Here is an 18,510-nt window from a genome sequence, read left to right as displayed (position 1 = left end):
CGGCCGTGCGAGCGGTCAGACGCTGTTCCATCGTGCGGCGGTGACTGTCCGCTGGGCGCGCGTCACGTCGTACACGCCGGGCACTTTGAGCATCGCGCGCATCAGGGCGGGCAGCCGTGCCGCGTCCGGGAGCTGGAGAGTGTAGGTGTGGCGGACGGTCTGTTCGCGCGGCGGCTCCACCGCGGCCGCGACGACGGCCGCGCCCTGGAGCGCAATGGCCTCCGTGAGGTCGGCCAGAAGCTGCGGCCTTCCTAAGGCCTCCGCGATGAGCGTCACGCGGCAGTCCCCCGAGGTGCCGTCGCCGCGTCCGCGCCAGCTCACTGCCACCGGGTTCCGCCCCGCGAGCTGCATACGGGCCACCTCGGGGCACTGCGTGCGGTGCACGGTGACGGCCCCGCCCCGGACGGCGAAACCGGTGACCGCGTCGGGTGGCACGGGCGTGCAGCAGCCCGCGAGCCGCACCGTAGCGCCGGGCATGTCGGCAACGGCGGCCACCTCTCTGGTGTGACGCGGGTCCTTCTCGCCCGCCTCCGCGACGGCGCCGGGCTCGGTGCCGGGCTCCTGCCCAGGCCCTGCCGGGGAGGCGGAGTCGGCGAGCGGGGCATCGGGGTGGGCGGCGAGCCAGCGGGTGATGGCGATGCGTGCCGCCGGCGTACGGGCGTGCTCCAGCCACTCCGGGGAGGGCCCCGCCGCGGCGTCCGGCGCCAGGAGGAGCTGGAGGGCGTCGCCGTCGGCGAGCACCGTGGACAGCGCCGCGAGGCGGCCGTTGACGCGAGCGCCGATACAGGCGTGCGCGGCCTCGCCGTGCAGCACGTACGCGGCGTCCACACAACTGGCGCCCGCCGGAAGGCCGAACGCGCCGCCCCCCGCACGGAAGACGGTGATCTCGCCGTCCTGCGCGAGGTCGTCACGCAGCGAGCTCCAGAACGTGTCGGGGTCGGGGGCCGACTCCTGCCATGCGAGCAGCCGGGACAGCCAGCCCGGGCGCGTGGGGTCCGCCCGCTCGCCGTCCTGCGCGCCGTCTCCCGTTGCGCCGCCCTCCCCTTCGGCGGTCGGGGCGTACGGGTTTCCGAGAGCGATCACTCCGGCCTCGGCCACCCGGTGCATCTGGTGCGTACGGACGAGGACTTCGGCGACCTCACCGCCCGGGCGGGAGACGACGGCAGTGTGCAGGGACTGGTAGAGGTTGAACTTCGGGACGGCGATGAAGTCCTTGAACTCCGAGATGACCGGCGTGAAGCAGGTGTGCAGCTCACCCAGCACCGCATAGCAGTCGGCGTCCTCGGAGACGAGTACCAGGATCCGTCCGAGGTCGACACCGCCCAGCTCGCCACGTTTGCGGTGGACGCGGTGGACCGACACCAAGTGGCGTGGCCTGACATGGACTTCGGCCGCGATGCCCGCCTCGCGCAGGACGGACCGCACGTCCTCGGCGGTCGCCGGAAGCGGGTCGGGACGGCCTGCCTGGTCGAGCAGGAGGGCCCGGGTGAGCTGGTACTCCTCGGGGTGGAGGATGGCGAAGACCAAGTCCTCGAGCTCGGTCTTGAGTGCCTGCACGCCGAGGCGTTCGGCGAGCGGGATGAGGACGTCCCGTGTCACCCGCGCGATCCTCGCCTGTTTCTCGGGGCGCATGACACCGAGGGTCCGCATGTTGTGGAGTCGGTCGGCCAACTTGATGGACATCACGCGCACGTCGTTGCCGGTGGCCACGAGCATCTTGCGGAACGTTTCGGGCTCGGCCGCGGCGCCGTAGTCGACCTTCTCCAGCTTGGTGACCCCGTCGACGAGGTAGCCGACCTCCTCGCCGAACTCCTGCCGTACCTGATGGAGTGTCACATCGGTGTCCTCGACGGTGTCGTGGAGGAGTGAGGCCGTCAAGGTCGTGGTCTCGGCGCCGAGTTCGGCGAGAATGAGGGTGACGGCCAGCGGATGGGTGATGTACGGCTCGCCGCTCTTGCGCATCTGGCCCCGGTGGGAGGACTCCGCGAGAACGTAGGCACGGCGCAGGGGGTCGAGGTTCGCGCGGGGGTGGTGCGAGCGGTGCACCTTGGCGACATGCTCGATCGCGTCCGGCAGACGGTCCTTGGGCGCCGGCCCCAGCAGGGCGGCACGGCCGAGTCTACGGAGTTCGATACGTGGGCGGCCGCGCCTGCGGACGGGAGGACCTGGACGGGGGTCCTCTACGGTCATGGCTCCTCCGGCGGCGTCGACCGGCGGGGCTCGGTGACCCGGGCCTGCGCCCGACGCCCGGCCGGTGCTTGATGCTACCGAGCCCATTGGCTACCACCGAACCGGTCCTGCCCCGTGCGAGACGGACCACCCGTTCGAGCGAAGATTCAGGCGAAAGCCCTTGCGACCCAGTCGGCTTCGATGAGTCCCTCGGCCACGAGGACGGCAGGGCCCGTCATCTCGACCCGCCCGTCGGGGTGTTCGGAGATGACCAGGCTGCCGCCGGGGAGGTCGACGGTGTACGTGACGGGCCGTCCGGTAACGGCGGGGTCGAGCCCGTCGCGGCGCGCGGCGGCCACCATGACGGCGCAGGCGCCCGTACCGCAGGAGCGGGTCTCACCCGAGCCGCGCTCATGGACACGCATCGCAACATGGCCCGGGCCGCGGTCGACGACGAACTCCACGTTGGTGCCATCCGGGTAGGCGGAGGCGGGCTGTACGGGCGGGGCCGTGAGCAGATCCCCCGCGTCGTCGAGATCCTCCACGAAGGCGACGGCGTGCGGATTGCCCATGTTGACGTGGCGGGCGGGCCAGCTCCGGTCCCCCACGGAGACGGTGACCTCGCCCCCTGGGAGGACCGCCTTGCCCATCTCGACGGTGATGGTGCCGCTCGCCCCGGTACCCGCCGGGTCAGGACCGGGCTTCGCGATGTGCACGTGCCGGACCCCCGCGCGGGTGGCGATCGCCAGATCGCCCTCGTCGGCCAGCCCCGCGCGCTGCAGGTAGCGGGCGAAGACGCGGACCCCGTTGCCACACATCTCGGCGATCCCACCGTCGCTGTTGCGGTAGTCCATGAACCACTCGGCCTCCGCGGCCATCTCCGCGGCCTCGGGGTGCGCTGCGGACCGCACGACCCGCAGCAGCCCGTCGCCGCCGATGCCCGCTCGCCGGTCGCACAGGCGCACAACGGCGTCAGCCGACAGCTCCAGGGCGTTGTCGGGGTCAGGGATGATCACGAAGTCGTTCTCGGTGCCGTGGCCCTTGAAGAACGGGATCTGCGCAGTGCTCACCCCTCGATCCTACGGGTCCGGGCGCAGCGTGAGCCCGCCGGTGCCACGCGAGCGGACTCGGCTGCCCTGGCGGCAGCCGGAAGCGGACAGCGCTTGCCGGAGAACGCTTGCGGCAGGGGCCCTGGACGGTGCCGTCCACCGGGCCGGGGGGGGAGACGGGGTCAGCGGAGCCGGGCCACGCGCCAGATCGCGAGCAGGGCAATGGTCAGCACCACGAGCGCGTACAGCCCGACGATGCGCCAGTCGGGGCGCCGGCCGGATCCGCGGGGCGGGAGGCCGGGCCAGGTGAGGCCCGCACGGCGGCCGGCCATCAAGCCCCAGCCTGCCGCGCAGCTGCTGATGAGCAGCCCGAGCATCGCCACCACGGCTCCGCCGTCGCCGAATTCGAAGGCGAGCGGGAACGCGAACATCAGCGAACCCGCCGCCGCGAGACCGACGATCGGGGCGATCTCCCAGATCCTCAGCCGGGCGGGCGGGCGCAGTTCACGGAAGGACTCGCCGCCCTGGTTCTCGCTGTCGGGACCGTCAGGCGTCAGCTCGTCCAGGGCGAGCCCGTCCGGAGTCGGCCCGTCCTGTACGGGTCGGGGCTCGTCCCGTACGGGTCCGGACTCGTCCCGCACAGGTCCGGGCCCGTCCTGCACCGGTCCGGGCCTGTCCTGCACTGGTCCGCCCGGCGCACGCCCGCTCTGCGCCAGGTCGTCCGACTGCTCCTCGCGCGGCGGATACGGCTTGTCGCGAGGGCCGGCCTCCATCGACACGCGCCCTCCCAACTCAGACATCACGACGGTCATCGCGACGGACATCGCGGCTCGATCGGAGCTCGATGATGACACGCGCAAGGAGACCCGGAAGACGCCCGGAGCGTCCCGATGCCATCACGTGATCAGGCTGTGACCGCTCGTTCGACCAACGCCAACGCCTGCCCCAGGAGTTCCTGCCGCCGGTCCGCCGCCCCGCTGAGCCAGTGCACCCGCGGATCACGGCGGAACCACGAGTCCTGGCGGCGCGCGAAACGCTTCGTGGCGCGCACGGTCTCGGCCCGCGCCTCCTCGTCGGTGCACTCCCCGGCGAGCGACGCGAGCACCTGCTGATAGCCGAGCGCACGTGAGGCCGTACGCCCTTCCCGCAAGCCCACCGCCTCCAGGGAGCGCACCTCGTCGACGAGGCCGGCGTCCCACATGCGGTCCACGCGCAGCGCGATGCGCTGATCCAGTTCGGGCCGTTCGACGTCGACGCCGATCTGCACGGTGTCGTAGACGGCTTCGTGGCCGGGGAGGTTGGCGGTGAACGGGCGCCCGGTGATCTCGATGACCTCGAGCGCGCGGACGATGCGCCGTCCGTTGCTGGGCAGGATGGCGCGGCCGGCTTCGGGGTCGGCGGCCGCGAGCCGGGCGTGCAGGTTGCCCGCGCCCCACTCGTCCAACTCGGCCTCCAGACGCGCCCTTACGTCAGGGTCCGTGCCCGGGAACTCCAGCGCGTCGATGGCCCCGCGCACGTACAGACCCGAGCCGCCCACGAGGACAGGGGTACGGCCGGCGGTCAGCAGCCGGTCGATCTCCGTCCGGGCGAGCCGCTGGTACTCGGCGACGCTCGCGGTCTCGGTCACGTCCCAAATGTCGAGAAGGTGATGCGGAACACCCTGGCGTTCGGCTGAAGTGAGCTTGGCGGTGCCGATGTCCATGCCTCGGTAGAGCTGCATCGAGTCGGCATTGACGACCTCACCACCGAAGTGCTGGGCGAGGGCCACGCCCAGATCGGACTTTCCGGCTGCTGTGGGTCCGACGACGGCGATGACCCGGGACACAGGTGCTGCGCTTTTCACTGGCACAGTCTTGCAAACGTCGGAGCCCCTCCTCGAAAGAGTGGCGTGACGGTCCGCGTCCGGGGTCGTTTCCTGTTGCGAGGTTTCGCACGCCGGTTTACGGGCCGGCGCCGCCGGGCGACGCCATGGAACGCCGTGGAAGGCGCGGGACCTCGCTCACACGAGTAGTCTATGGAGTTGATATGGGCGTTTTTGCAAGGTTTCGCCGTCGTTCGTCCTCGGCGTCAACGGAGCAGGCGGCAGCCGCCACTCCAACGGCGGAAACCGCAGAGGCTGCCGTCGAGGAGCCGGCAGGAGTCGCGAAGCCGTCGGAGACGGCCGAGGGAGTCGAGATCCCCAAGCAGCAGTCCGCGGACGAGGCCGCCGACAGCGAGACCGGTGAGGGCGCCCGGAACTAGTCCTTCGACAGGGAAGGTGGCCGGCCCATGGGGATGATGGACAAGGTCAAGGCCAAGCTCAACCGGGGCAAGGCCGAAGACGCCGCACGCCAGCACCGGGACACGATCGACAAGGGGACGGACACGGCGGCCTCGAAGGCCGACGAGAGGACCCAGGGCAAGTACAGCAGCCAGGTCGACACCGGTCGCGACAAGGCGAAGGAATCCCTCGATCGCCTCTCCGAGCAGCAGAAGGACGAGGGCAAGGGCGCCTGACCATCGACAGGAGCTATACGGAGCACGGCCGCGAAGCGATGCGCTTCGCGGCCGTCCGCGTCCGGCGGCGAGGTGCTCGCCCGCGCCACGGGCGCGGACCGCTACGACCACGTCGCGACGAAGTAGCCCACGCCGTACGGAGCGTCGTCGTAGAGGAGCCGGCCCTCGAGACCCGCGCGCTCGCCCGCACCGGCGAGCACCTGCCATACCGGACGGCCTGCGGCCTGCACCTCGTGGGCCAGCTCCTCATCGAGCGCGAGCAGGGCAGCGGTGTCGGCCGCGGCCAGAGCACGGGCGGCTTCGGCGTCGAACCCGGCGGCGCGTTCGTCGAGGTACCCGGGCGCCTTGAGGGACCGGCAGGCGCTGCCGTCCCCCATGATCAGGAGGGCGACGCGTTCGGCGCCGGCCGCCACCTGGCGGCCGGTCTCCGCGCAGCGGTCGGCGGCGAGGGGTGCGCCGATCCCGAGCCCTTCGACGGGCGAGGCGTCCCAGTGGGCGCGCGCCAGCAGCCAGGCGGCCACGGCGAACGACGGCGGCAGATCGGGCATTCCGGGGGCGCTGTCGCCCGCGCCGAGCCGCACCTCCACGTCGACCCCGTAGCCGCGGAACGAGCCGGCTGAACCCTGCGGGTGCGGGCCGCGGCCGTCCCGGTCGGCAGGCCCGACCACGAGCAGGCGTTCAGGGCGGGCTGCGGCGAGCACGCCGACAGCGTCGGAGCAGGCGGCGCGGAGGGGATCGAGCTCCGGGGCGGCGCCGGCGGCCACCTCGGGGACGAGCAGAGGGGGCGCGGGGCATACGGCGGCTGCGGCAAGCATGTCCCGCACCTTAACGCCCGACGGGCGGAGCCCCACGGTCCCCGGCGCCGCCTGTTGCCGGTCGCCGCGCCCGCCGGGTGATCGCAGGTGCTCGGCGGGTGGCGGGGCGGTCAGTCGCAGCCGCAGGCCGACGCGGGGGCGGGAGCGGGAGCCGGGGCGCCGACGGTCGGAAGGCCCAGCATGACGCCCTGGGGTGTCGGAGGGGCGGCGTTGCGCTGCTCCCAGGCGTCGCCCGCCCGGGTTTGGCGGACGCCCCTGGTCGGGCCCTCGGCCAGCAGGTGGTGCGGCGCGGCGTAGGTGATCTCGACCTCGACGACGTCGCCCGGGCGCACGGGCTCCTCGGGGCGAGTGAAGTGGACGAGCCGGTTGTCCGGGGCGCGGCCGGAGAGGCGGTGCGTGGCGCCGTCCTTGCGCCCCTCGCCCTCGGCGACGAGGATCTCGAAGGTGCGGCCGACCTGCTTCTTGTTCTCGGCCCAGGAGATCTCCTCCTGCAGGGCGACGAGGCGCTCGTACCGCGCCTGGACGTCCTGCTTCGGAATCTGCCCGTCCATGTCGGCGGCCGGGGTTCCGGGGCGCTTGGAGTACTGGAAGGTGAAGGCCTGCGCGAAGCGCGCCTCCCGCACCACGTGCAGGGTCTCCTCGAAGTCCTCATCGGTCTCGCCGGGGAAGCCCACGATGATGTCCGTGGTGATCGCGGCGTCCGGCATCGCGGCCCGCACCTTCTCGATGATCCCGAGGTAACGGTCCTGGCGGTACGAGCGGCGCATCGCCTTGAGCACGGCGTTCGAGCCGGACTGCAGGGGCATGTGGAGCTGCGGCATGACGTTCGGCGTCTCGGCCATCGCGGCGATCACGTCGTCGGTGAAGTCGCGCGGGTGGGGAGAGGTGAAGCGAACGCGCTCCAGGCCCGCGACGGACCCACAGGCGCGCAGCAGCTTGGAGAAGGCCTCACGGTCGCCGATGTCGGAGCCGTAGGCGTTGACGTTCTGACCGAGCAGCGTGATCTCGGAGACGCCCTCGTCGACCAGGGCCTCGACCTCGGCGAGGATGTCTCCCGGCCTGCGGTCCTTCTCCTTGCCGCGCAGGGCCGGGACGATACAGAACGTGCAGGTGTTGTTACAGCCGACCGAGATGGACACCCAGGCCGCGTAGGCGGATTCGCGGCGCGTGGGGAGCGTGGACGGAAAGGCTTCGAGGGACTCGGCGATCTCGACCTGCGCCTCTTCCCGGATGCGGGCGCGCTCCAGCAGTACGGGCAGCTTGCCGATGTTGTGCGTGCCGAAGACGACGTCGACCCACGGCGCCTTCTTGACAATGGTGTCGCGGTCCTTCTGCGCGAGGCAGCCCCCGACGGCGATCTGCATACCGGGGCGCTCGGCCTTGACCGGCGCCAGCCTGCCGAGGTTGCCGTAGAGCCGGTTGTCCGCGTTCTCCCGCACCGCGCAGGTGTTGAAGACGACGACGTCGGCCTCGCCCTCGCCCGTGCCCTCGGGCGCACGGACATAACCGGCGTCCTCCAGCAGACCGGAGAGCCGCTCGGAGTCGTGGACGTTCATCTGGCACCCGTAGGTGCGCACCTCGTAAGTCTTCGCGCTCATCTCGCCCACCAGGGTACGTGCTCGCGCCGCGGGCCCACCCCCGCCTCGGTTATCCACAGGCCTGGCCGCTCCGTCGAGCTTGCTGGCAGGATCGCCCGCATGGAAACGCCACATATCCGCATCGGCAGAGTTCGCGCCGTCGAGTCCGCCGTCGCGGTCATCGTCGCGCTCGGGCTGCTGCTGTGGTGGCTGCTGCCGATCGGCGAGGCCTCTCCTCCGAAGGGGAAGGTCTCATTCGCCACAGGGGTGCCCACCGGGGTCTATGCGCGCTATGGCGAGCTGCTGAAGAGGAGCATGGCCAAGGACCTCCCCGATGTCGATGTGCGGCTGGAATCCAGTGAAGGGTCGGTGCAGAACATCAAGCGGCTCGTGTCAGGTGATGCGAGCTTCAGCATCGCCGCGGCGGACGCGGTCGCGACGTACATCGACAAGGGCGGCAAGGACGCGAAACGACTGCGGGCGTGCGCGCGACTCTACGACGACTACATGCAGCTCGTGGTCCCTGCCGGTTCGAGCGTGCTGAACGCGGCCGATCTCAAGGGGAAACGGGTCGCCATCGGGCAGAAGGGCTCCGGGGTGAGCCTGATAACCGGGCGCCTGCTGAAGGCGGCGGGGCTCGACCCCGCGAAGGACATCGAGCCCATGGAGGTGGGCATCGACAAGATGCCCGACCTGCTGCGCCAGGGGAAGATCGACGCCTTCTTCTGGTCGGGTGGGCTGCCGACCCAGGCCGTGTCCCATCTCGCCGACGACTTCGACATACGGCTGGTGCAACTCGGCGATCTCGTCGACGAGCTGCACGCCCAGGGGCATGCGGCACGCCACTACCGGGCGGCGGTGATGCCGGCCGACGCCTACCCCGAGGCGCAGAACGGCAAAGCGGTGCGGACCTTGGCGGTGGCGAATCTGCTGGTGACCACGGACCGTGCGGAGCCCGGGCTGACCGAGGGCATCACCCGGACGGTCATCGGCAGCCGGGACCGCATAGGCAGCCAGGTCCACGCGGCGCAGCTCGTGGACCTGCGGACGGCGATATTCACCGATCCGCTGGAGCTGCACGAGGGCGCCCGCCGCTACTACCGCTCGGTCAAGCCCTGACCACCGGGAGACCAGCACCCGGCCCGTCCACTTTCTGGGCTCGGCGCGTCCCTTCCCGGGCTCGCCGCTCCAGGCCCGGGGCGCGCGGTGATGGCCGTCCTTGCGGGCCGCTTCCGCGACGCACGCGATCGTCTGCGCGGTCGGAACGCGGGGACGACCCGTACCGGAGGCGCCATGGTCGGGGGCTGCGAGCCTGCCGGTCCGTGCGACTCGCCGAGGTGGGGGCGTGCCGTACGGACGCGGAAGGGGCGGTCGTCAGGGTTGGGTGCATGAGAAGCGGAGCGTGACGAGCTCGAAGGGGCGGAGGGAGAGCGTCACCGTGCCGCCCTCCAGCCGCGGGCCGGGTACGGGGGCGTCCATGAGCGCGCGTTCGAGGAGGTCGGTCGCGACGACGCCCGTCGTCGCGAAGCCGGGGGTCACCCGGGCCACGGCGCGGCCGCCGTACGACTCATAGGCCCGGACGACGACGTCGCCGCTGCCGTCGTCGGCCAGCTTGACCGCGGAGACCACCACGGCGTCGTGGTCCACGGTGACGAGCGGAGCGACCTCGGCGTCGCCGGGGAGTCGGCGTTCGGGGAGGTTGGTGCGGTAGCCCTCGCGAACCGCATCGCCGATGCCCGCGCCGGGGACGAGCGCGTAGCGGAAGCGGTGCACGCCCTGGTCGGTCTCGGGGTCGGGGAAGCGCGGGGCGCGGAGCAGGGAGAGGCGGACCGTGGTGGTTGTTCCCCGGTCATCGCGGATCGTCCGGGTGACGTCGTGCCCGTACGTCGAGTCGTTGACCAGGGCGACGCCCCAGCCGGGCTCTTCGAGATGGACGAAGCGGTGGTTGCAGGCTTCGAACTTGGCCGCTTCCCAACTGGTGTTGGTGTGGGTCGGACGGAAGAGGTGGCCGAATTGGGTTTCGGAGGCGTACCGGTCGGCGTGGAGGTCGACGGGGAAGGATGCTTTGAGGAACTTCTCCCTCTCGTGCCAGTCGACCTCGGTGTCGATGTCGAGCCGCTTCTCGCCCGCCGCAAGAGTGAGGATCTGAGTGGCCTTCGAGTCGCCGAACGCCCGGACCACACGGACCGCGACCGCCTCCGGGCCCTCGGCGGCGACGGTGAGCTCATCGGTGTTTACGAGGTCGGTGACGGTGTTGCGGTAGAAGGCGTCCACGTCCCAGGCATCCCACATGTTGGGGAAATCAGGGTGGAGTTGGAGCAGGTTGGCCGCTTGGCCGGGGGCGACGGTCTCCCGTTCGGAGGCGAGGTCGTACGCGGAGTGCACGAGGCCACGCTCGTCGATCTCCACCCGCAGGAGGCCGTTGTCCAGCACGTATCCGCCGTTCAACCGCGGGGTGACGGCCGCAGGTCCCTGGGCGGGGGTTCTCGGTGCGGCGCCGCCGGCGGCGATGCCGCCGCGGGTGTGCGGCGCCGCGTTGAAGACGAGTTCGCCGCCCGAGGCGGGGTCGCCGGCGAGCGCACGCTGGGCCTCGGTGATGATCGTGTTCAGCTCCTCGGCGACGGCGGCGTACATCCTCTCGGCCTCGCGGTGCACCCACGCGATCGACGAGCCAGGAAGGATGTCGTGGAACTGATGGAGCAGCACGGTCTTCCAGATCCGGTCCAACTGCTCGTAGGGGTAGGGGAATCCGTTCCGTACGGCGGCGGTGGCCGACCAGAGTTCGGCCTCGCGCAGCAGGTGCTCGCTGCGCCGGTTGCCCTGCTTGGTGCGCGCCTGACTGGTCAGGGTCGCGCGGTGCAGCTCCAGGTACAGCTCACCGACCCATACTGGCGGATTCTCGTACTCGGCCTCGGCCTTGGCGAAGAACGCGGCCGGCGGCTCCCAGGCGACCCGCGCCGAGCCTTCGAGATCCTTCAGCCGGGCGGCTTTGGCCACCATCTCGCGGGTGGTACCGCCCCCGCCGTCGCCCCAGCCGGCGGGGGCCAGGGAGTGGCGCGCGGAACCCTTGTCCCTGAAGTTGCTTACGGCGTGGGCGATTTCATGCCCGTGCATCGAGCAGTTGTAGGTGTCGACCGGTGGGAAGTGGGTGAGGATCCGGGTGCCGTCGATGCCCTCCCAGAGGAAGGTGTGGTGCGGGAACTTGTTGACCCGGCTCCAGGAGATCTTCTGGGTGAGCAGCCACTTCGACCCCGCGGCCCTGATGATCTGCGGCAGACCGGCGGCGAAGCCGAAGGTGTCGGGCAGCCAGGCCTCGTCGTTCTCGACGCCGAACTCGTCGATGAAGAACCGCTTTCCGTGCACGAACTGCCGGGCCATGGCCTCGGACCCGGGCATGTTGGTGTCCGACTCCACCCACATGCCTCCGGCCGGCACGAACCGGCCGCCGGCCACGGCCTTCTTGACCTTCGCGTAGACCTCGGGCCGGTGCTCCTTGATCCAGGCGAACTGCTGTGCCTGGGACATGGCGAAGACGAAGTCCGGCTCGTCCTCGATCAGGGCGGTCATGTTGGAGGCGGTGCGGGCGACCTTCCGTACGGTTTCGCGCAGCGGCCACAGCCAAGCGGAGTCGATGTGCGCATGGCCGACGGCGCTGATCCGGTGTGCGGACGGCTGGGCCGGGGTGGCAAGTACGCCTTCGAGTTGCTTGCGGGCAGCGGCAGCCGTGCCGCCCACGTCCTGCAGGTCGATGACGTCGAGGGCTCGGCTGATGGCGCGCAGCAGGTCCCAGCGGCGGGCCCCTTCGACCGGCAGCTCGTGCATCAGCTCCCCGAGGACCTCCAGATCCTGGACGAGCTGCCAGACGGCCTCGTCGAAGACCGCGAGATCCATGCGGGCGATGCGGTAGAGCGGGTCGGTACCGGCCGTCTCCTTCTCTCCCAGGTGGGTCGGGCGGAACGGGTTGTCGCCCAGGACCACGGGGTTGGACGCGGCCTCGAGGTGCCACAGCACCCCCTCGCCACCGGTCACGGGAGAGCCGACGCGCACCCACTGGTTGCGCGGGTTGAGGCCCTTCACGGGCGTCCCGTCGGGGAGGTGGACGAGGGCCTCGCACTGGAAGCCCGGCATCCGCTCGTCGAAGCCGAGATCCAGCAGTGCCTCGACCGTCTTCCCCGCCCACTCCTCCGGCACTCTGCCGGTGACCCGGAACCAGGTGGTGCCCCAGGGGGCACCCCACTGGTCCCCCACGGACACCGGGGTGTGCTCTGCAGAAAGGCCCTCGGAGACCGGCACCGGCTCGCCGGGGGCCACCCACGCGGCCACGTCCAGCGGTACGGACGCAGGGTAGAGGGCCGGGCGGATGCGCTCTTCGAGGACGCGTCCCAGCCGGGCTTCGATCAGCTTGCGGTCGTCGTGCATAGCGGAGTGCTCCGTAACTGCCGGTCGGCTGGGCGGGCTCGTGACGTTCGGGAGGCGGAGGTCCAGGGCTCCGGGGGGAAGCTGGAGCCCGAGGGTGGAAGTGGGGCCCGGGTGGCGGCCGTCGAAGGACCGGGGGCTCGTCGGACGTCCCGTGGTGTGTGGTCGGTGGCGGTGCGGTGCGGTGAGCGGGCGGTGCGGTGAGCGGGCGGTGTCGGTCCGCGTCCGGGTCGGTCCTCCTGGTCCGGGGTGACGACCTCGGTGATCCCCCGGGCGCCGAGGTGTTCACCATCCCGCGCCCGGACGGCGAGCACAACGGCAGGGCTGGCGCCCTGGGCCACCGGCTTCGTCCAGGCCCCGAAGACCTGCCCACCGGGACCGCAGACGGAACACAGCGGGACGGACTCGCTTCCGCCCACGTCCACCACCAGCGCCGTCGAGCGCACCGCGGGCCGGTGTGCACGCCCCCCGCCGCTCCTCCACGGTCCGGGCGATGGCGGACCCGCGAGCCTGGCCCTCACGTCGTTGGCGAGCAGGCCGAGCCCGTGGTCCAGCTCGGGGAAGTCGGCCGGTGCGCAAGGCACTTCGCGGGGGAGTGCCACGACGTCCCGCCCCACGTCCGGGCAGTCCGGCGCGTGTCCACGGTCGCCTCGTGCGTGCCCACTGTCGCCTCGGTGAACCGCGTGGCGGGCCGCGGCCGCGCCGTAACGAGTGGCGGCGCTCGGACGGGGACACCCCGTGGACAAGGGCGACGGACCACGGGAACGCCACGGAACCCATCGCCGCCTTCGAGCGGGGCGCCGAAGACGGCGTGAAGGGCTGCATCCCGAGCTGAGAACCGTCCGGAGCCGAAGGGGCGTGCCACCACCGATCCGCAACCGGCATCCGCACGTGCCGGGTGCCCGGCGTGGGTGGGCCGTCCGTACGCCATGCGGCCGAACTCGGCGAAGGAGCCGGTGAGTACGGGGCAAGGATGGTCCACACCTGTACCGGATCACGCAATCCCCCACCCGAACGGCCCTGATTCACCGGAGACCAGATGCGATCTCGTCCAGCCCGTGCCACCGCCCTCTCCGCCCTCGCCGTCCTCGCCGTCGGACTCCTGGCCGCGCCTCCGGCCATTGCCGCCCCCGGGTCGGCCGACGCCTCCGACTGCACCGTGCGCACCCAGGAGGTGGACCTGACCGTCGACCGCGAGGCGAGAACGGCGACGGCGGTCGCGACCTGGGACATCGTCTGCAGTTCGGCGACCCTGCTCACCGCCGAGACGAACGTCCTCACCCCCCAGCGTGCGAACAGGCCGGTCAAGGCCATCCTCGGCACACGCTTCCAGGGACAGACGTCGTCGACCGGGCCCGTGGACCCCAATGACCCGCAGATGACGGCCACGCTCGGACTCAAGGCGGGTACCGAGCGCCTCGGCCAGGAGGTGCGTCGGTGCGCCACCAGGCCGGACGGCAGTTCGTCATGCTACGCAGCAGGGAACACCGCCCCTGCACAACCGGTCGAGCTCTCCGCCCCGGACTTCGCGAAGACCATCCTGGAGCAGTTCGGCCTCCTCCGCTGAGGCCGGACCCCTGACCGAGGCGCCGCGCGCACATCTGCCGCGGCGCCTCGCGCATGCCGCGCCCCGTCCCCGTCCCCCCGGGCCTGCCCCCGGCCGCGCGGGAACGCCGTCACCCCGGCCGCGCGGGAACGCCGTCACCCCGGCCGCGCGGGAACGCCGTCACCCCGGCCGTCGTCCCTTGGGGCCGGGCACCGGCGCGGGCGATCAGCTCCGTGGCGTACGGGGCACCGTGATGGTCACGCGCAGGCCCTTCGGTTCGTTGCCGGCGTACGCGATCGACGCGCCGCCAGCGGCCAGCAGTGCCCGGGTGATGGACAGGCCGAGCCCCGAGCCGGAGACGTTCTGGTGACGGCTGCTGCGCCAGAAACGGTCCCCGATCCGCGCCAGTTCCTCCTCGTTCAGGCCCGGTCCGCCGTCCGCGACCACGATCCGTACGGTGTCGCCGTCGTGCTCCACGCCCACGCGAACCGTCTCCCCTTGGGGCGTGAACTTCAGCGCGTTGTCGACGACGGCGTCCAGGGCGCTGGAGAGAGCCACCGGGTCGGCCCAGGCGGTGGCGCCGACGGGACCGTCGTATGTGAGGGTGACCCGCTCCCGGTCGGCGATCGGGCGCCAGGCGCCCACCCGCTCCTCCGCCACCTCGGCGACGTCTGTCAGCTTGAGATCGGCTGCCGCGTGCTCGGCGAGCGCGAGGTCGAGCAGATCGTCGAGGACGTTCGCGAGCCGCTTGCCCTCGGTCTGGACCGAGCGGATCTCCTCGTTGCCGTCGGGGAGTTCGAGCGCGAGCAGCTCGATCCTCAGCAGCAGCGCGGAGAGCGGATTGCGCAACTGGTGGGAGGCGTCGGCGACGAACGCGCGCTGCTGCTCCAGCACGTCCTCGACGTTGTCGGCCATCTCGTTGAACGAGCGTGCCAGCCGCCGCAGTTCGGGTGGCCCGCTCCCAGCGGCCACCCGGGACTTCATCCGGCCCGTGGCGATGTCGTGCGTGGCCGCGTCCAGGATCCGCACCGGCCGCAGCACCCAGCCCGTCAGACGGAAGGCAGCACCGACGGCGACGAGCATGGCGGCGAACTCGCCCGCGCCGATGAGCAGCCAGCCGTGCAGGATGCGGGAGCGCATCTGGCCGGTGGGCGACTCGGTGACGACGACGGCCACCACGTCTCCGTCGCGCACGACGGGCGAGGCGACTGCGAGACGCCCCTCCTGCCAGGGCCAGACCTGCTGGGGATCGTGGCTGCGGCGGCCCGCGAGTGCCTCCATGAAGGCCTGGTCGCCCTCGCCCTGGCCGGGTACCGACCAGCCTTCCGGAGCCTGGGCCATGGCGGAGCGGTCGCGGTAGTAGACGCCGGACCGTATGCCGTACAGGTCGTGGTAGCGGTCGAGCTCGGCGCGGAGGGTGACCAGGCGGCCGCCCTCGTCCTCGGGGACACGGGCCTCGGGGCGGGCGGTCACGAACTGGGCAAGGGCTGCGAACCGGGCCATGTCGTCGATGCGGTCGACGACGACCCGTTCCTGTTCGGCGGCGGCCAGGCTCGCGGCCAGCGGGAAGCCGAGCGCGAGCAGAACGCCCGCCAGGAGGACGATGAGAAGGGGAAGAAGTCGGGTGCGCACCGGTCCGAGGGGTCCTTCACGCCGCCGGGGCGACGAGACGGTAGCCGACCCCGCGCACCGTCTCGATCAGGGCCGGCATCCGCAGCTTGGAGCGGAGCGAGGCGATGTGCACCTCCAGCGTGCGGCCCGTCCCCTCCCAACTCGTCCGCCAGACCTCGCTGATGATCTGTTCGCGTCGGAAGACGACACCGGGGCGCTGCGCGAGCAGAGCCAGCAGGTCGAACTCCTTGCGGGTGAGCTGCACAGGGCTGCCGTCGACCGTGACCTGCCGCGTGGGCAGTTCGATGAGGACGGAGCCGAGGCGCAGCGGCTCGGCCCGACCGCCGCCGTCAGGTGCCCCGTGCTCCTCCGGGCCGGATTCGCCCGGCGCGGTGCGGCGGCTGACGGCGTGGATACGGGCCAGCAACTCGCCCGTGTCGTACGGCTTCACGACGTAGTCGTCGGCGCCCAGGTTGAGGCCGTGTATCCGGGAGCGGACATCGGCGCGCGCGGTCACCATGATCACGGGGGTGCTGGTGCGCTTGCGGATCCGCCCGCACACCTCGAAGCCGTCCTGGTCGGGCAGGCCCAGGTCCAGGAGCACCACGCCGTAGGGCGCCCCGGAGTCGGGCAGCAGGGCCTGCAGGGCCTCCTCTCCACTGCGTGCGTGGGTGATGTCGAAGCCGTGCCGGGTGAGGATGGCGGACAGCGCGGCGGCGACGTGGTCGTCGTCCTCGACGAGCAGCAGCCTCATGCGTCCCCCCTCCTGTCGGGCCGGTCCTGGTTCTGCGTGGTCCACAGGGCATACAGCCCGATCGGCGCGGCGCCCGTCAAGTGCTGTCGGCCGGAGGGCGGGGATCCGTTATGGAGCCGGTAAACAGGGGGCAACCCGTGGGACGTAACGAGGCCTGTGGGAAAGTTGTCGTGAAGGGTGTCGGTTGGTCACCCAGCGTCGCGGCGCGTATCCGTATCGTTATGCTCAATTTCCGCTCAGAAGTAATGACTCCGGTCGGCGCAGCTCATTAATGTCCTCCCAACCGAGGAGGACGGAGCGTTAAGCCGATGACCGAAGTATCGGTGACCAAGGACGGCACAGCCGTTGCAGAGCCCCTGGTCGTCCTGGACAACGTCAACAAGCACTTCGGCGCGCTGCATGTGCTCCAGGACATCGACCTGACGATCGCGCGCGGCGAGGTCGTCGTGGTCATCGGACCGTCCGGGTCGGGCAAGTCGACGCTGTGCCGCACGATCAACCGGCTGGAGAGCGTCGACTCCGGCTCGATCACGATCGACGGAAAGCCGCTGCCCGCGGAGGGCAGGGAGCTCGCCCGGCTGCGTGCCGACGTCGGCATGGTCTTCCAGAGCTTCAATCTCTTCGCTCACAAAACCGTGCTGGAGAACGTGATGCTGGGCCAGGTCAAGGTCCGGCGCACGGACAAGAAGGCGGCCGAGGCGAAGGCCCGCGCCCTGCTCGACCGCGTGGGCGTCGGAACCCAGGCGGACAAGTACCCCGCCCAGCTCTCCGGTGGCCAGCAGCAGCGCGTCGCCATCGCGCGCGCCCTGGCCATGGACCCGAAGATCATGCTCTTCGACGAGCCGACCTCCGCGCTCGACCCGGAGATGATCAACGAGGTGCTGGAGGTCATGCAGCAGCTCGCCCGCGACGGTATGACCATGGTCGTCGTCACCCACGAGATGGGCTTCGCGCGCTCCGCCGCGAACCGCGTCGTCTTCATGGCGGACGGGCGGATCGTCGAAGAGGCGCAGCCGGACCAGTTCTTCAACAACCCGCGTAGCGACCGAGCCAAGGACTTCCTCTCGAAGATCCTTCACCACTGACGGCACACGCCGACTGCCAACGCCTGACGACACTAAGGATGTTCACGATGAAGCTCCGCAAGTCCGCCGCCGCAGCGGCGATCGCTGTGCTCGCACTCACCGCAACCGCCTGTGGCGGTGACTCCGGTACCGCCGGTGACAAGCCCAAGGGCGGGACCGGCGGCGAGGGGCAGCCGAAGCTGCCCACGTACTCCGTTGCCAAGGACGTGAAGGTCGACTCCGCGACGCTGAAGAAGGCCCAGAAGCGCGGCAAGATCGTCTTCGGTGCCAAGAACGACCAGCCGTACCTGGGCTTCGAGGACACGGACGGCAAGCGCTCCGGCTTCGACATCGAGATCGCCAAGATGGTCGCCGCCGACCTCGGCTTCTCAACCGACCAGATCGAGTTCAAGACGGTCGACTCCGGCGTCCGCGAGACCACCATCTCCAAGGGCGACGTCGACCTCTATGTGGGCACCTACACCATCAACGACGAGCGCAAGAAGCAGGTCGGCTTCGCGGGCCCGTACTTCATGGCCGGTGCGGACCTCCTGGTCCGCAAGGACGACACGGCCATCAAGGGCCCGGACAGCCTTAAGGGCAAGAAGGTCTGCTCGATCGTCGGCTCCACCCCGCTGGCCGAGATCAAGAAGCCCAAGTACGGCGCCGAGACCGTCGAGTTGGCGAAGTACTCGGAGTGCGTGCAGCAGCTCCTCAACAACGAGGTCGATGCGGTCACCACCGACGACGCGATCCTCAAGGGTTACGCCGCCCAGCGGCCGGAGAAGCTGCGTGTCGTCGGCAAGCCGTTCACCAAGGAGCCGTACGGCGTCGGCTTGGCCAAGGACGACAAGGCGCTCCGCGACGCGGTGAGCGACGCCCTCGAGGCGCACATCAAGAACGGTGACTACAAGAAGGCGTACGACGCGACGCTGGGCCTGTCCGGCTCCAAGTTCACCGAGCCGCCGGCCCTCGAGCGCTACTGACCTTCCCTGACGAGCCGGCAGTGAGCC

The 18,510-nt window shown here is 70.9% G+C and carries 15 protein-coding genes; 6 read left to right on the top strand and 9 right to left on the bottom strand.

What is annotated here, in order from left to right:
• Positions 1-15 precede the first annotated feature (15 nt).
• The 4 genes from AB0M26_RS21175 to miaA all read right to left on the bottom strand — a co-directional run bounded on the left by AB0M26_RS21175 (position 16) and on the right by miaA (position 5,061).
• The gene (locus AB0M26_RS21175; protein ID WP_365263354.1) at positions 16-2,190 is read right to left on the bottom strand and encodes an HD domain-containing protein; all 2,175 of its coding nucleotides are present in this window, start codon (positions 2,188-2,190) and stop codon (positions 16-18) included.
• A gap of 146 nt (positions 2,191-2,336) precedes the next feature.
• Positions 2,337-3,239 carry a diaminopimelate epimerase gene (dapF, locus tag AB0M26_RS21170; RefSeq protein WP_365263353.1) on the bottom strand — a complete coding sequence of 301 codons (903 nt, stop codon included), beginning with the start codon at positions 3,237-3,239 and terminating at the stop codon, positions 2,337-2,339.
• Positions 3,240-3,400: 161 nt separating this feature from the next.
• Entirely contained in the window at positions 3,401-4,021 is a 621-nt protein-coding gene (locus AB0M26_RS21165; protein WP_365263397.1) for a hypothetical protein, read from the bottom strand.
• Positions 4,022-4,122: 101 nt separating this feature from the next.
• Positions 4,123-5,061: a tRNA (adenosine(37)-N6)-dimethylallyltransferase MiaA gene (gene miaA, locus AB0M26_RS21160; protein ID WP_365263352.1), complete on the bottom strand. Its 939-nt coding sequence runs from the start codon at positions 5,059-5,061 to the stop codon at positions 4,123-4,125.
• Positions 5,062-5,243: 182 nt separating this feature from the next.
• Here miaA and AB0M26_RS21155 point away from each other — a divergent pair, with 182 nt between their 5' ends.
• Together AB0M26_RS21155 and AB0M26_RS21150 are read left to right on the top strand one after the other, a co-directional pair.
• Positions 5,244-5,459 (top strand): gliding motility protein, encoded by a 216-nt coding sequence (locus tag AB0M26_RS21155; protein WP_365263351.1) that lies wholly within the window; start codon positions 5,244-5,246, stop codon positions 5,457-5,459.
• A gap of 27 nt (positions 5,460-5,486) precedes the next feature.
• Positions 5,487-5,714, top strand: coding sequence for an antitoxin (locus AB0M26_RS21150; RefSeq protein WP_365263350.1), 228 nt, complete (start codon positions 5,487-5,489; stop codon positions 5,712-5,714).
• A 101-nt stretch (positions 5,715-5,815) separates the two neighbouring features.
• On the opposite strand, the gene AB0M26_RS21145 is transcribed toward AB0M26_RS21150, so the two are convergent.
• Both AB0M26_RS21145 and miaB read right to left on the bottom strand, forming a co-directional pair.
• Complete coding sequence (locus tag AB0M26_RS21145) at positions 5,816-6,529, bottom strand: class III extradiol dioxygenase subunit B-like domain-containing protein (RefSeq protein WP_365263349.1); 714 nt, start codon at positions 6,527-6,529, stop codon at positions 5,816-5,818.
• 110 nt (positions 6,530-6,639) lie between these two features.
• A complete protein-coding gene (miaB, locus tag AB0M26_RS21140; protein ID WP_365263348.1) occupies positions 6,640-8,127 on the bottom strand; it encodes a tRNA (N6-isopentenyl adenosine(37)-C2)-methylthiotransferase MiaB in 1,488 nt (495 codons plus the stop codon).
• 99 nt (positions 8,128-8,226) lie between these two features.
• On the opposite strand from miaB, the gene AB0M26_RS21135 reads away from it, so the two are divergent.
• Positions 8,227-9,225 (top strand): TAXI family TRAP transporter solute-binding subunit, encoded by a 999-nt coding sequence (locus AB0M26_RS21135; protein WP_365263347.1) that lies wholly within the window; start codon positions 8,227-8,229, stop codon positions 9,223-9,225.
• Positions 9,226-9,480: 255 nt separating this feature from the next.
• On the opposite strand, the gene AB0M26_RS21130 is transcribed toward AB0M26_RS21135, so the two are convergent.
• Positions 9,481-12,525 (bottom strand): glycoside hydrolase family 38 C-terminal domain-containing protein, encoded by a 3,045-nt coding sequence (locus AB0M26_RS21130; RefSeq protein ID WP_365263346.1) that lies wholly within the window; start codon positions 12,523-12,525, stop codon positions 9,481-9,483.
• A 1,036-nt stretch (positions 12,526-13,561) separates the two neighbouring features.
• Here AB0M26_RS21130 and AB0M26_RS21125 point away from each other — a divergent pair.
• Positions 13,562-14,089, top strand: a complete 528-nt coding sequence (locus tag AB0M26_RS21125) for a hypothetical protein (protein ID WP_365263345.1) — start codon at positions 13,562-13,564, stop codon at positions 14,087-14,089.
• 204 nt (positions 14,090-14,293) lie between these two features.
• On the opposite strand, the gene AB0M26_RS21120 is transcribed toward AB0M26_RS21125, so the two are convergent.
• Positions 14,294-15,700, bottom strand: a complete 1,407-nt coding sequence (locus tag AB0M26_RS21120; protein ID WP_365263344.1) for a HAMP domain-containing sensor histidine kinase — start codon at positions 15,698-15,700, stop codon at positions 14,294-14,296.
• A 16-nt stretch (positions 15,701-15,716) separates the two neighbouring features.
• Complete coding sequence (locus AB0M26_RS21115) at positions 15,717-16,433, bottom strand: response regulator transcription factor (RefSeq protein WP_365263343.1); 717 nt, start codon at positions 16,431-16,433, stop codon at positions 15,717-15,719.
• A gap of 308 nt (positions 16,434-16,741) precedes the next feature.
• Here AB0M26_RS21115 and AB0M26_RS21110 point away from each other — a divergent pair, with 308 nt between their 5' ends.
• Positions 16,742-17,518, top strand: a complete 777-nt coding sequence (locus AB0M26_RS21110) for an amino acid ABC transporter ATP-binding protein (protein ID WP_365263342.1) — start codon at positions 16,742-16,744, stop codon at positions 17,516-17,518.
• A 47-nt stretch (positions 17,519-17,565) separates the two neighbouring features.
• Complete coding sequence (locus tag AB0M26_RS21105) at positions 17,566-18,483, top strand: glutamate ABC transporter substrate-binding protein (protein WP_365263341.1); 918 nt, start codon at positions 17,566-17,568, stop codon at positions 18,481-18,483.
• Positions 18,484-18,510 lie beyond the last annotated feature (27 nt).

The organism is Streptomyces sp. NPDC051776 (genome assembly GCF_040681345.1).
GTDB lineage: Bacteria > Actinomycetota > Actinomycetes > Streptomycetales > Streptomycetaceae > Streptomyces.
Note: the sequence above shows the minus strand (reverse complement) of the source record. Positions and strands in the feature narration are given on the sequence as shown.

Bases quoted from the DNA above. Each gene is read 5' to 3' on its own strand.
- AB0M26_RS21155 (WP_365263351.1), top strand. From the start codon at position 5,244: ATGGGCGTTTTTGCAAGGTTTCGCCGTCGTTCGTCCTCGGCGTCAACG.
- AB0M26_RS21115 (WP_365263343.1), bottom strand. From the start codon at position 16,433: ATGAGGCTGCTGCTCGTCGAGGACGACGACCACGTCGCCGCCGCGCTG.
- AB0M26_RS21135 (WP_365263347.1), top strand. From the start codon at position 8,227: ATGGAAACGCCACATATCCGCATCGGCAGAGTTCGCGCCGTCGAGTCC.
- miaB (WP_365263348.1), bottom strand. From the start codon at position 8,127: ATGAGCGCGAAGACTTACGAGGTGCGCACCTACGGGTGCCAGATGAAC.
- AB0M26_RS21125 (WP_365263345.1), top strand. From the start codon at position 13,562: ATGCGATCTCGTCCAGCCCGTGCCACCGCCCTCTCCGCCCTCGCCGTC.
- AB0M26_RS21105 (WP_365263341.1), top strand. From the start codon at position 17,566: ATGAAGCTCCGCAAGTCCGCCGCCGCAGCGGCGATCGCTGTGCTCGCA.
- AB0M26_RS21130 (WP_365263346.1), bottom strand. From the start codon at position 12,525: ATGCACGACGACCGCAAGCTGATCGAAGCCCGGCTGGGACGCGTCCTC.
- AB0M26_RS21175 (WP_365263354.1), bottom strand. From the start codon at position 2,190: ATGACCGTAGAGGACCCCCGTCCAGGTCCTCCCGTCCGCAGGCGCGGC.
- AB0M26_RS21145 (WP_365263349.1), bottom strand. From the start codon at position 6,529: ATGCTTGCCGCAGCCGCCGTATGCCCCGCGCCCCCTCTGCTCGTCCCC.
- AB0M26_RS21150 (WP_365263350.1), top strand. From the start codon at position 5,487: ATGGGGATGATGGACAAGGTCAAGGCCAAGCTCAACCGGGGCAAGGCC.
- AB0M26_RS21110 (WP_365263342.1), top strand. From the start codon at position 16,742: ATGACCGAAGTATCGGTGACCAAGGACGGCACAGCCGTTGCAGAGCCC.